Raw genomic sequence first — 13,598 nt, forward strand, 5'->3', positions numbered from 1 at the left:
ACAACTTTTATAAAGATGGTAGTATTAGTGCACCAATTCGTAGCCTAACTAATCCACAAATGGTAAGAATTACCTGCTCGTAAGTTCGAGAATTTAGTGGGAATTTTTTCCGTGCAATCTGGAATATTTTAACAACTCTAATTATGTGCTCAACAAAGATACGTTTACTAGAAAATTCCTTATTTTCTGCTTTTTGTTGTGCATTTAATTCTCCCTTACGTGGTTTCTTATAAGGAGTCTTTATATTCTCTCCTCCCTGATATGCTTTATCTCCTTCAAACATTTGATCGGAGTCAAACTTTTCTTGCTGCTCACAAAACAAACTAATATCACTTCTTGGTCCCTTTTTACCTACCTCTACATCTACAATGTCTTTGCCATACGGCAACACAATAAATTGATTCTTAAATGTGTGTTGCTTCTTCTTGCCTGAAAAATACTTTTTCTGTTCTTCATGGCTGGAGGGGCGTTCTCTTGGCTGTTCCATGCTGTCTACAATCAATTGAAATTCTCTCAATAACTCTATAGCAGTAGCATAATCACTATCATGTTTTTCAACTTCTTCAATAAGACTAGCAGGCAAAATATTTCGTAATATTTTTAGCCAGTAATGAAATGTATCATTTGCTTCTGTTTTAGATACACCAAAATGCAATCCTAAAACTTCAAATGTTGGCATTTGCCTCAAATAAAACAGGCATAAACATATCTCTTCTTTTACCTCCAGTTTTGGTTTACGACCTCCTCCTTTCTCATTTATACGTATTTTTTTACGTTCAATCTCAGCCTGAATTTTATTATGATGTATTTCAGCCTGGTTTAATAATTCTTGAAATTGCTCGTTGCTTATTCCCAGTATTTGTTTTGTGCGCTGTGGGTATTCTTGAATATAATGAAGTGGATTTTTCATTTTGGTAGACGGTGAAAACTCCGTTCTACCATTTTTTTGGCACCAAGTTAATATTCCGGACAGGTCTATTACCAATTACCCATCACCCAAAACTCAAAACCCCTGTATCTGCATTCAACTCAACCGGTACTCCTACAGGTAAAACTGCATTGCAACCATCATGACCAAAGGGTAAATCGGAGATAATTGGAATATTTAAATCGCCCAGGCGATCGCGCAATACTTCTTCCACACTAAAACTAGAACTCTTTGCTGGTGCTTCGCATTGGCTAAAACGACCAACAGCTATCCCGCTTACCTTTGCTAAAGCACCACTCATACGCCATTGGGTTAACATCCGGTCGATACGATAGGGTGCTTCGGTCACATCTTCGATTGCTAAAATTACCCCTTCTAAATTTGGTTGCATTGGGGTACCCAAAAGATGTGTCGCAACGGTAAGATTAGCTGGAAGCAAATTACCTTGGGCGATACCTCCATTCCAACCATTACCAGACAATGATTTGAGGGGACGACCTTCTACCCAGTCAAATAATCGATCTATTGACCATTGGGGTTCTTTTCCCAAAGTAATTAATACAGGACCGTGAACGCCAGAAATACCTTCTTTATAAAGACTCCATAATAAAGCGGTAATATCAGAAAACCCAATTAACCACTTTGCACTGGATACCTTCCCGTTTTTGGATATTGTATTTTTATTGTTTTTAAATGTTTTATCTTTTTGTGTTGAGCTGCTAAAACTCCAAGTCCAATTTTCCAGCAGACGGGTAGTACCAAAACCACCTCGAGCACAGAGAATACCTCGACATTCTGAATCTTCCCATGCTGCTGCTAAATGGTTGCGACGATGTTCGTCTTCACCTGCGAGATATCCCCAAGTACGATCTATTTCAGAAATTATTTCTACTCGATAACCGCGCGAACGCCAAATATCTACGCCCTTTTGGAAATCCCCAAATTCTCGCAAAGCACCACTAGGAGCAATCACCTGGAGTAAATCTCCTGGTTTGAGGGGAGATGGTACAGTCGCTAATTTTGATTTGAGAATTTGAGTTTGCATGGATAATTTGCTACTACTAAGTCTGGTACTAAATCTGATATTGGGTATTGGTATTGAAAAGTCAGCTATATAGCGCTGCGCGCAAGTAAAAAGTAAAAAGTCGTTAGTACAGCGTGTCCCTAGGACATAACAGACCGCGTCTATGGCGAGCAAAATTTACTATACATAGGTTTTAGGATTCATATATGTCCTAATCTAGCTACTTGGCGCTATATTAATTTTTATTAACGCGCCACCTTCACAGGTCTTAAAACTACAGTTTTTGAAACTACAGTTCCGTAAACATTACTAGGTTGGCGCGATGGGGAAGGTTATAAAAAGCAAGGAGAGATAATATAAAATTAGTGTTAGAAAAAAATCAATTATCTATTTGTATTTTCTTTTTACCGCTTTGTCAGTGGTAATCAGTACAAACCAGTAAAAAGAAAATACTTAATATACAAAAAATTAATAAATTTAACCTCTTGTATCCAAAATCTTTAAGAACCATTCTTCGAAGCGTAAACCCAATGCTTCTAAAGAAAATTCGGTTTCTGCTTGTTGACGACAAGTATAACGGTTTATCTTATCTAAAGACAAAACAGCATCTACTAAGCCTTGGACGCTATCTGGCTCCACCAAAAATCCGGTTTGACCATCTCGAATAATTTCTGCAGGACCACCGCGAGCATAGGAAATTACCGGTACTCCACAAGCAAGAGCTTCGATCGCAACGTTACCAAAGGCTTCTACCCAGCGGGGTGTCATTAATAATGCTTTACATTCTCTAACGACCTTTTGCATTTCTGTGGTTGGTAAAAAACCCAAATATTCTGCTCTTGCATTTGGATAATCTTGACGGATTTTTTCCCAGTATGCTTCATCCTGCATTTTACCCAAAATATAAAGCGGAAGATTGGTTTTTTGAGCAGTTGCGATCGCATCTTCTAAAGCTTTTTCTGGAGAAATACGACCCAACCAAACTAATTGCTCTTTGGGTTGGGGACAAAATTCATATAACGACAAGTCAATTCCACTACTCAAATGGTACAAGGGTGGCGTTAATTCGGGAAAAGTTGCGGCTTGAGAAGGAGTATAAAAACCAATTGTACCGGGAAATTGCTTAGCTACTTGCTGTATAATAAAATCTAGTGCATCAGATAGAGAACCCATACTAACAAAATGAGCGATGGGTGTTTGGAAAAACGGCGTTAGGTAGAACGGTAACCAATCATAAGCTAAGTTCACAATCAAGTCATATTCACTTTGAACTTGACGTGCATATTCCCACATATTCCCCAAAAGAGGATTTTCTGGCATATTTACGGGGGTGTTACGTTCTTGGGATTGGGCGATTACTTGTAAGTTTCCCGAAATTTCTGCAATTGGTAGATCGTCCCATGTAGAACCTTGTGGGGCGAGAATTTGTAGTTGATGACCTTGACGGATCAATTGTTTGGCGATGTTATACAAACTTAGTTCAACACCACCACCAAGTCCAGTACCAAGGGGTCCAACAGGAGTAGAGACAAATAATAATTTCAAAGCTTTTTTGAAAGCAGATATCTAAAATCATAATTAATCATAGATCGCAAAACAACTTTCATGAAGAATACTTCTCAATTTATATGGACTGTTTTCTTCGTACTGGTAGTACCTTTGACTATTTACACGGTCTACTCAGGTTTCATCGTTGGTGAAATGCAGTTACCTGGGGGGTTCAAGTTTGTTTTCCGCGAGAAACCTAAAGGTATAGCAGGTAAGAAGCTAGATAACTTATCCCAAGCAGAATTAGAGAAACGACAGGAATAGTTAGAAAAGCGTTTTAAAGAATTAGAGCAAAAGCAGGGAAATTTCAATCAAGGGAACATATCTCCACAAACCCAAAGCATCAACATAACTGGTACTTGGTATAGTCCCAATGGACTTTCGTATCGGATTGAGCAAAGGGGTAATTTGGTTGCGCTCCAAGAAGTTAACCCATTTTATGGAGTCACAGCAGTTGGACAGGGACAAATTCAAGGTCAATCAGTTTTGATTAACTATCAAACCGCAGCTAATACCCAAGGTGTGGCGAATTTGACAATATCACCTGAAGGGCGATCGCTAAATGGTTTTTTTAGAGATAATTATTCGGGATATACAATACCTATGACTTTAAGTCGATAAAAAACTAGTATCGCTGTGCGGAAGTAATAAGTAATAAGTAATAAGTAATAAGTAATAAGTAATAAGTATTATATTATCTGGCTATTAGATTTTATAAATGGTTTTTTATTTCTACCGACCTTTGCTAGTCACATATCTAATTACAGATAAGTTCAATTTTGTTATTTAATCAGGACTTACACATGGACAACGTAATTACAGTCATTGCGACGTAAGGAAGTAATCCCTGTTACTAAATAATATAACGCTTAAAATTCCAATAAAAGTTCCGGCTGTTCCAATACGGATAAATGTGTATTTTTTAGGAATTTAAAAATCATACAGAATTTTTTTTATCATAAATTCCCATTATATTTATCTAGTGATATTTAGAGTAAATCAAAAAATACAGAAAAATTATATTTATCAAGTCATTTTTACCACTTGTAACTAAAATTTTTCTACTAGTTTCCCTTCGCAAAAATCGGAAACTGGAAAGTAAGTTTACATAACTAAATATTTAGCACTAAAGATTTGACACTACAAGATTTTTATTGATAGTGCGAAGCGAAAACTTTTCAATGCACCCCCCATCTAAATAATGTTATTGATGGGGAACATGCAAACGGTTCTACTTAATTTTCAATTGCTACACCTAAATCTTTTAAACCTTCAAATAGTTCCTTTGCTATTTCGGGGTCTTGTTGTTTGTAAAGGGTTATAGCATTTTGAAACGCAACTTTACTATCTTTTATATAACCTGATTTGAGAAGTAGAACCCCCAAGTTTTGATATGCTTGCGCGTAGTCGGGTTGCAGCAAAATAGCTCGACGATAAGCCTTAATTGCTTCTGCTAATGCACCCATTGCTTTGAGCGTTGTTCCTAAATTAAAGTATCCGGTAGCAAAATTGGGATCTAGTTTTACTGCTGTTTCATAAGCAGCTTTGGCTCCGGTTAAATTCCCTGTTTCTTTGAACAAGTTACCCAAGTTATTATATGCTCCCAACTTGAGCATGGGGTCGATGAGTAATTTAATTGCTGAGTTATATTGGGAAATTGCTTTATTAATATCATCAGTTCTGGTGTAAGCAATTCCCAGATGATAGTGGAGTTCGTACAAAACCTGTTCGTCTGCATCTTTCGCAGATAATCCCCGACGCAGTAATTCAATTCCCTGAGGTAATTTTCCAATTTCGACGTACAAAGCACCTAATTTGCTGCAAACATAAGGTTCATCAGGATGCTGAGCCAAAAATGCTTCCATGGCTTTTTGTGCTCGTTCATATTTATTATGTTTTGCGATCGCAGTTTGTTGGTATCCTGTATGGAAAATGGCAGTTCCTGGCAATCGTCCAATTTGCCACTCTGGTTCTCGAGCGATAATCTCTGTGATGCTATCGTCTACTAAAGCATGATATGGACGGTCAAAACGAATTCCTGGATGATTCCTAAATAAACGGGAAACCAAAGAGTAAGGAGATTGCTTTGCACCTATTTCCTGACGTAGAAGATTTATGAGTAAGTACTCTTCCATTTTTAGTACCTCCCGCAAAGACGGGATAACCTCTGGATTTAGGGTTTCGTCTGCATCTAAAATTAAAACCCAATCGCCGGTAACGTATTTTAAAGCTTCATTTCGAGCCGCACTAAAATCATTACACCATTCGTATTTATAAATCTTGGCTCCTAATTTTTTGGCGATTTGTGGCGTTTTATCGGTTGAACCTGTGTCCAACACTATGACTTCATCAACAACATTTTTAACGCTTTTTAAGCATCTGGGTAATGCTTGTGCTTCGTTTTTGACAATCATGCACAGGCTGAGTGTCATAGTTTTAATTCTTCTTATATAAAGGTAAATCTTAGTTACTTTATATTTTGTCAGTCAAAATCGCAATCGGGTAGAAGAATTATTATCTGTTTGTGTAGGGTAGGCAAATTATTATAATTTGAAGTTTTCATGAGGGATTATGTACATTTTCCCACCTTACAAGCTATCTTTCAATTCCCTGTAGCGCTTCGTTTAATCCGTAAACTCCCATTTGAGACATATTATCAATTAAATCAAGACAACGCGATCGCAACGCGCGGGGCGATCGCAATTTTTCGTTTTTAGTTTGACTGTACAATCGTACAATTAGTTTACTTACTTCGTTTGCGAAGACTGTACGATTACGAACTTCAGGATTGTCTGATTGTAGGTTTTGGAGGAAGCGATCGCACACTCGAAAGGTTACATCTGGAAGTTTTGCACTTGTTTTTTCCAGCGCACGCAATAAGTCTCTACTGTTGTTCGTAAATGCAGGACTATCAACAAATGCTTCAATTAAGCTGACATACTCACCGAGTTGTTCTTCTTCAAACAAAAGGAAGCATTTAGCCGCTTGGGAACGAATTGCTACATTAGAATCATGAAAAAGTTGAATCAAAGCATTTTCGCAAAATTCTCGAAAACGCGCTTCCCTTAGATATTTTATAAATATTTCAGAAGCAGCTGCCCGATGAGTTTCTGTCCCAGACAAGCAAAGTTCAGCAAGCCAACGCGCTTCTTCAATAAATAAAGATAATAAGCAAGCTTGTTGAACTCCGATCTTTACTACTTCTGATAACTCAGACATTATCATACGTTCGAGAATGGGGAGCAATGCTTCGAAATGAGTTTGCGATCCATAGTATAAGAAGGACTCAACGGTTTGTGTTCCCAATAATGCGTCTTCTTCAGTTTTACAAAGTTCTTGGAACAAGCTGACAGCCAAATTTCGATCGTAATTCAACATCGCTGTTAGTACCTTTGCAGCACATGACCTCACAGCAATGCAAGGGTCTTTAACTATTTGTTGTAAAGCTTCTTGGAAATAGGAGGCACGATTTTTGTCAGCAAAAATAAGTTTTGCGATCGCGCTTACTGCACTGCCTCGTGCTGAATTAATTCCTTTAGAAAGGATATTATGACTTTGATTGGTACGCTGTAATTCTGCTACTGGGTCAGGGTCATTTAACGCATACCAAATCACAATATCAAAAGCTTCTTGATACCAAGTTAATTTCGATAATTTTTGAAATAACCAACAAATCCGACGCCCACAAGGACGATTGGGTAATTGATGACAACGCTGACATACTCTAAGGGCAGTTTCAGCATCTAGTCCAACTTCAGCAATACCACATAAAACTGCATCAAAATAGTGCGGGTGTGTACGATCAGGAAATTCCCAGACTAATTTAGCGAAACGCTCTGGTTCAGCTTTAACTTGTTTTTCAAGAATGCGTGACAACTCACCTGAACCGCCTAAAAATTCCCCATCCCTTCGAAACAAAAAATTTGGTTCATTTTGGTTATAACAAGCAATAGCGTTTAGCCATTGCTCATCCGTCATTTTTTCTGCTGCATTTTCAGGTATGGGAGAGCCAACTATAGAAGCCATTAAATCTGATGACTCAACGTTTTCTAGTCTTTCAAGTGAGTGTGAATCTTGAAATTTGCGTTCCCACTCCTGCAATCGACGATTAGCTAGTTCTGTGCGTCGAGAAGGAACAATAGCTTTTAATAAAACCAGTTGTGGATAACCTCGATCGCTAAGACCGATGATAGTTTTTTCCACATCTGTGCAGTAGTCAAGAATCACTGCTTGTAACTTTATTATCTGCTCTTCTGAACAAAAGGTTGTAGTTACTTTTAGCAGTTGATAAGTAGCCCAATAGTATTCATCATAAATTACTCCGTGAATACCTAAAGCTCCTCCTGTTTTGAGTCGTGCTGGCTGCTCACAAAGGTAATCAATGGCTTCATCTGCAAATCTTTCGGGATTTGCAGTATAAGAACGAACTAACAAGTACTGTATTGTTTCAAAATTGGAATGACGTAGATATTGTTCGGAAATCTTAGCAAAATCTTCAGGATTATTAGCAGCTAAATTCGACAGTGCTGCTTCCATTTTATTTAGTAACAACTTATCAATCTTATAGGCATCGCCATAGATGCGAAATCTCCAAACTGCATCTTGCCAAGGTGGATTACCTTGCTTTATTGCTGTTAACTCCATAACCCAAAGCATAAAAGGGAGCACATTTTCGATAAATGCTTTAGGCGCGTTGCTGGCACTTTCATTTATAGCTTCTTCATAACAAACACTGTAGGGAAAAGCATCAGAATTACTGTCAAAAGGGTTAGGTCGTTCGGCTGCGAGGCTAATATTCAGCCGTCTATTTAAGTAGCAACCAATTGCTTCACAAGCCCACTCCGGATTTTGCTTTGGTAAATTATATATGTGACTCCAAAAGTCCCTGTTGTGAGTGCTTCTATCATCTACCTGGTCGTCAAGTATACCTGTATCAATTAAGCGTAGAAATAAATCAAAAAAACGTCGTCCAGTACCAAATTCTGCAAACCCGATTAGATATACAAATCTTTTAGACCAAGCATCTGAAATACCAACAAAAGGTTCTAACAACTCAGCTACTCGGTCTGGAACCTGCTTTTGCATAAATGACAGCAGTCTTACAGTTCTGTCAATGCGTTCCTCCCTTTCATCCCTTAGCCACTGTTTGATTATTCCCAGTTCATCTAGCAATTCAAACCAGTGAATAGAATTATTTAACCCATCTTCCGCACTCTAACTGTCACACACCAAGGGGATGAGATTTTGTAGTACATATTTATTAAACAAGACTTAGATATTCATGAGACTAATGGGAAGTTATCTCATTAAACTTGGGAACTATCAAAAAGTATTTTGAGTTGAAGTCTTTGATGAGGCTAAAAAGATTCTTAAAAAAAGTAAGAAAATATTTTTGCTCGAAATAATAATGTGAGAATTTAAACAGAATTGTGTTGTAAAATTCTGTTTTTATGTTTGATATAAAARATGTTGAAATACAAAATATAGACCATTTAGGGATAGTAGCAGGAATCGTAGATTCCATTGGATTAGTAGAAATAATTAATGATTTATTAGGGTCAAAACCAGGAGAAAAAGTCAGTGCAGGACATGTTGTCAAAGCAATGATTTTAAACGGATTAGGATTTGTGTCTAAACCGTTATATATGTTCCCGAAGTTTTTTGAGCAAATAGCTTGTGAACATTTAATAGGAGAAGCAGTAAAACCAGAATATCTAAATGATGATAAGTTGGGTAGAGTGATGGATAAATTATTTATAAAAGGGCTTGACGCAGTATTTTTGGCAATTTCATTAAATGCAGTAAATAAATTTAATGTATCTTTGCGTTCATCACATCTAGACTCATCATCAATACATGTGCATGGGGAATATAATTCAAATTTACCAGAAGTAATATTTGAGGATAAAAAAGCTGAGAATTATCCAGAAAAAACACAGGTAAAATCAGTACAACCAATAAATATAACCTATGGTTATTCTCGCGACCATAGACCAGACTTAAAGCAATTCATCATAGAATTGATATGCTCTGGAGATGGAGATATACCAGTATATTTTAAGTCAGCATCTGGAAATCAAGTAGATTCTTCACGCTTYGGCTCAATAGCAATTAATTATAAAAAKCAGATACAAGTTGATAGTTTAATAGTGGCAGACTCTGCATTATATACARAACYAAATATAAAACTAATGTCTAATATTAGGTGGTTATGTAGAGTACCATTGACTATTAAATTAGCAAAAGAATTGGTATCAACTTTACCAGAATCAGAATTTGTTGAGAGTAGAATAGATGGATATTCATATGTTGAAAAAGAAGTAACTTATGGAGAAATAAAGCAGAGATGGTTAGTAGTACAAAGCAAAGCTAGAAGAAAATCGGATTTAGACAAGTTATCAAAAAAAATTATTAAAGTATCAGAAAAGACTAAAAGAGAATTAAAGCAATTATCACAAGATACATTTGCATGTGAATCAGATGCTGTGAAAGCATTATCCAAACTATCAAAAAAATTCAAATATCATCGCATTGATAAAACTGAAGTTATTAAAKTGGASCTAGRGCAAGTCAATGAAAAGCAAGAAAGCTGCTATAAAATACTAGCGACTTATATAGAAGATGAAGATAAAATCAAAAAGGAAATATGTAGTGCAGGTAGATTTATCATTGCAACAAATCTTTTAGAATCAAAAGAACTTAGCAATGATTCTATGATTAGTGAATATAAAGCACAACAATCATGCGAGCGAGGATTTGGTTTTCTCAAAGACCCTTTGTTTTTTGCAGACAGTATTTTTCTAAAAAGCCCTGAAAGAATAGAATCTCTAGCAATGATAATGGGTTTATGTTTGCTGGTATATACCATTGCTCAAAGAGAAATACGAGCAGCTTTATYCAAGTCAAAATCAACTCTCAAAAACCAGTTAGGTAAATCAACAGACCGCCCCACTTTGAGATGGATATTTCAATGCTTTCAATCAATCCATGTTGTTAGCTTTAACAATCAAAAACAAGTCTCTAATTGGAGCCAAGATAGAAATTTTATTCTAAAATTATTACCTAAAGATTGTCATCATTACTATAGCTTAGTTACATAATTTTAAGAGATATACTATTAATTAATAATTATTTTTACTTTTTTGAACTATTCTCGTATCTTCGTTAATAGTTCTAAATCGTCATATCTAATTTTATTTTTCAAATATCTTTGCATCAGGTTTATTAGTGAAAAACATAAAATAGCATAGAGATTTATCTATCAAAATCAACCAAAAATATTTTTGATTCTTATTGCCACTTATTGAGAATAGATTTGATGTAGTTTTATCAAGACATTTATAAGCTTGAAGAAATTTTTAGTGGTAAAAAGTACTTTTTTACTCTTCCATTATTGATTTATTTAAGTAATTACCGATTGTGACAGTTAGAGTGCGGAAGATGGGATTTAATACAATCCAAACTTCCTGTGTAAGAGGATTGATTTCGTCACACATCAACTCAGAGATAATCTCCCATTCCTCTTGTGTGGGGTCATTCAATGTTGCTAGTAAAGCGAATACTACCTTTTTTAAATGGAAGCGAATGTCTGGACTAGTAAGCAGTTCTCGAAGATTTTCAAGGTAGTAATCGAAATCTTCTTCTCGTTGGTGGATTAGAATTTGTCTAACTTGAGCGCGACGAAAAAGATGTTGCTCGCTGCTTCGTAAAAACTGTAATAATTCCTGACCACGAGACGCAAAGCGACGTGCAAAAGCATAGTCAAAAAAACTTTCGTGACAAAATGAAATACGCTTGTCTTGCCAAATTAAAATATGTTCGGAAGCCATCGCGTTTGCATCATCCGCAAAGTCATCAACAACCCTTTCTGGAGCAGATAAAGTTTGTTTTTGCTGACTGCTCATATAGTCGCATAAACTATCAATAACCTGCGTCCATCGAACTGAAGGACCAAGGCGTTCCCGTAATTTGCGTTGCTTGTATTTCCAAAAACGATCGTATAGTTCCTTTGCTGTTTGAAAGCTTAAAGCATCTTCTACCGTAGAATCTTCTGCTATTTGTGCTAACAAACTCAAATGCAAGGGTATTGATAATAAGTCAAGCAGCTTTTTAGTTAATTGCGCTGTATCTAAACCTATATTGACAACAATATTTCTGACTGTGGAGTGAGAAAGACGATTAATAGCGATCGCTTTAGCAATACCACTTTTCTCATCAATAAAACGCTTTAATCTATCGTCATTATCTAAATCAAACTTGCGGCAAGCTAATAATAAACGAATATTAGGATGAGCTTGAGCTTGCTTAATAATCTCACAAATACAATCAAAAAATTGAGGATTACGACCGGATGCTAAACTCACAGCATCAAGTTGGTCAATAACAAGCACGCAATCTCGATTTTGTGCAATATTAGCTAAAACAATTGCAGGAGAAGCTGGTAAATCTAACTGCTGACCTACATTATTAGGTAATAGCGCTGGTTCTAGACGATCGACGCGAAAAGCAAGTATAGGAAAACCTTGATTTTGTAACTTTTCTAGAACTTGTAGCGTGACACCACTTTTACCAACTCCTGCTTCACCTACCAGTAAAATACTCTGCTTTTCTTCAGTTAGTTTCTCAAAAGCAATTTGAGCCTCATCTCGAGGAATAATACCACCTGCAATAGCTTGAGTATCGCACAACGAATAAATATAAGAGTTGTTTACAGAATCAACTACAGCTAACACATGAGGATCTTTTCCCCATTCGCGACGACGGTACTTTCGTTCTCGTAGCAAATAATCCCAAATATCATGTGTCGTCAATTCACAATGAATCCTCTCCAGCACTAATTCAGCGAGTTCGAGCCGGATAGTTTTTGGATCGCCCTCCACTAAAGTTGCTAGTCGATTATCAACAGTATCAACCAGAAAAACTTCACCTACTGTTTCAACACGAACTCGCTTCAAAGCTTCAAAAGCGTCGATATCAGAACAATTTCCCCACTTTTGACGAAGTGTATCGAAATGACCTGATAATGTGTTGTTAAGATAATCATCTTCAAATTCTGTCCAGGATGTCGCATCTCTTGCACGATTCGCTAACTCTTGGAACTCGTCCGCATCTTGAGTCGAAACAAATACACAGTAAACATCAGGATTACTAAGACTCTTCCAAAAATCTGATAAAACTTGAACTTTCCCATCTTCCAAGGCTTTCAGCGTCCAACGCCCGCGTCCACTTTTTTGACACTTAACTTGATGGCACTCTAAGTTACCATTTTTACGAACAAAAAACTCAAAAGAATCCTCACCCGGTTTTTCTAAGCGGATAGAATCAGCTTTCTCATCCATGACATCAATCATGCAATATACAGTCCACCGACCTTCGTATCGGTTGCCAATTTTATCTGCTGCTCCACCAGGTAAAGGCATAAAATATCAGTATATTTAGAAGCTATTTCTTGATGATATCTAACATAAGAGAAAAGATGAAAGTACTTTAAGTGACAAATAAGTCTAATTACGCGTAGCGCCAAATTATTACGAAGCGGTTTCCTTTTCACATTCCTCCACTTCACATATTGCATCTTCTGGCAAAGCTTTGGCGAAAATAACTCTAATCATTCCAGGAAAATAATCATCTATGGTAGATAGATTTGCATAAACCATTCTTTTGATAATGGGAAAATCTAATTCATTATCTGCCAGATAAATACTGGTTTTATAGCGAATTTCCCCATCTCTAAAATCCATTTCAAAATTACCTAAATTCATTCCATAATTCGCCCGAGTGAAGAACTCCGCCATTTCGGTGTATTTATTTTCAGGTACTTTCACTGGAGATATGGAATAAAATTTAAAATTTCTCTTTTCTTCATTAATAATTATGTAGCAGTTGTAATTACTATTGTCCAAATCTACTGCTACTTTAAAAGCTCTACCTTCTTCTACTTCTGTATAGTTCCAATCATCTTGTACGAAGAAGTTAATAACTGATGTATATAAACTTTCCATTAATATTTTCCTAATAGACTCTTCCGAAAATTTGCAACACGCTAGCCGTCTGGTTTTGGACAGTGTTAACTGTGAGCCAGAACTAACGTAATAATCA

At 36.5% G+C, this 13,598-nt stretch carries 10 protein-coding genes; 3 read left to right on the forward strand and 7 right to left on the reverse strand.

What is annotated here, in order from left to right; translation table 11 throughout:
- Positions 1–7: 7 nt before the first annotated feature.
- The 3 genes from BC008_RS43115 to BC008_RS43125 form a co-directional block, all read right to left on the reverse strand.
- Positions 8–910, reverse strand: coding sequence for a transposase family protein (locus BC008_RS43115; RefSeq protein WP_058184748.1), 903 nt, complete (start codon positions 908–910; stop codon positions 8–10).
- A gap of 82 nt (positions 911–992) precedes the next feature.
- Positions 993–1,973 carry a S66 peptidase family protein gene (locus tag BC008_RS43120; RefSeq protein WP_027845858.1) on the reverse strand — a complete coding sequence of 327 codons (981 nt, stop codon included), beginning with the start codon at positions 1,971–1,973 and terminating at the stop codon, positions 993–995.
- Positions 1,974–2,429: 456 nt separating this feature from the next.
- Positions 2,430–3,497, reverse strand: a complete 1,068-nt coding sequence (locus BC008_RS43125) for a glycosyltransferase family 4 protein (RefSeq protein WP_407657107.1) — start codon at positions 3,495–3,497, stop codon at positions 2,430–2,432.
- A 60-nt stretch (positions 3,498–3,557) separates the two neighbouring features.
- On the opposite strand from BC008_RS43125, the gene BC008_RS43130 reads away from it, so the two are divergent.
- Together BC008_RS43130 and BC008_RS43135 are read left to right on the forward strand one after the other, a co-directional pair.
- A complete protein-coding gene (locus tag BC008_RS43130) occupies positions 3,558–3,764 on the forward strand; it encodes a hypothetical protein (protein ID WP_027845856.1) in 207 nt (68 codons plus the stop codon).
- Positions 3,765–3,908: 144 nt separating this feature from the next.
- Positions 3,909–4,121, forward strand: coding sequence for a hypothetical protein (locus BC008_RS43135; protein ID WP_058184750.1), 213 nt, complete (start codon positions 3,909–3,911; stop codon positions 4,119–4,121).
- Between the two features lie 614 nt (positions 4,122–4,735).
- On the opposite strand, the gene BC008_RS43140 is transcribed toward BC008_RS43135, so the two are convergent.
- Both BC008_RS43140 and BC008_RS43145 read right to left on the reverse strand, forming a co-directional pair.
- Complete coding sequence (locus BC008_RS43140) at positions 4,736–5,932, reverse strand: glycosyltransferase (protein ID WP_027845855.1); 1,197 nt, start codon at positions 5,930–5,932, stop codon at positions 4,736–4,738.
- A 163-nt stretch (positions 5,933–6,095) separates the two neighbouring features.
- Positions 6,096–8,672: a hypothetical protein gene (locus tag BC008_RS43145; RefSeq protein ID WP_027845854.1), complete on the reverse strand. Its 2,577-nt coding sequence runs from the start codon at positions 8,670–8,672 to the stop codon at positions 6,096–6,098.
- A gap of 278 nt (positions 8,673–8,950) precedes the next feature.
- On the opposite strand from BC008_RS43145, the gene BC008_RS43150 reads away from it, so the two are divergent.
- The gene (locus BC008_RS43150; RefSeq protein WP_058184754.1) at positions 8,951–10,600 is read left to right on the forward strand and encodes an IS1634 family transposase; all 1,650 of its coding nucleotides are present in this window, start codon (positions 8,951–8,953) and stop codon (positions 10,598–10,600) included.
- Between the two features lie 279 nt (positions 10,601–10,879).
- On the opposite strand, the gene BC008_RS43155 is transcribed toward BC008_RS43150, so the two are convergent.
- On the reverse strand, positions 10,880–12,919 hold the full coding sequence (locus BC008_RS43155) for an NACHT domain-containing protein (protein WP_058184756.1): 2,040 nt from the start codon (positions 12,917–12,919) through the stop codon (positions 10,880–10,882).
- Positions 12,920–13,027: 108 nt separating this feature from the next.
- Positions 13,028–13,501 (reverse strand): YbjN domain-containing protein, encoded by a 474-nt coding sequence (locus BC008_RS43160; RefSeq protein WP_058184759.1) that lies wholly within the window; start codon positions 13,499–13,501, stop codon positions 13,028–13,030.
- Between the last annotated feature and the right edge of the window lie 97 nt (positions 13,502–13,598).

The sequence above is a fragment of the Mastigocoleus testarum BC008 genome, from assembly GCF_001456025.1.
Lineage (GTDB): Bacteria > Cyanobacteriota > Cyanobacteriia > Cyanobacteriales > Nostocaceae > Mastigocoleus > Mastigocoleus testarum.

Coding starts and splice junctions, on each gene's coding strand:
- BC008_RS43115 (WP_058184748.1), bottom strand. CDS start 910: ATGAAAAATCCACTTCATTATATTCAAGAATACCCACAGCGCACAAAA.
- BC008_RS43120 (WP_027845858.1), bottom strand. CDS start 1,973: ATGCAAACTCAAATTCTCAAATCAAAATTAGCGACTGTACCATCTCCC.
- BC008_RS43130 (WP_027845856.1), top strand. CDS start 3,558: ATGAAGAATACTTCTCAATTTATATGGACTGTTTTCTTCGTACTGGTA.
- BC008_RS43140 (WP_027845855.1), bottom strand. CDS start 5,932: ATGACACTCAGCCTGTGCATGATTGTCAAAAACGAAGCACAAGCATTA.
- BC008_RS43155 (WP_058184756.1), bottom strand. CDS start 12,919: ATGCCTTTACCTGGTGGAGCAGCAGATAAAATTGGCAACCGATACGAA.
- BC008_RS43160 (WP_058184759.1), bottom strand. CDS start 13,501: ATGGAAAGTTTATATACATCAGTTATTAACTTCTTCGTACAAGATGAT.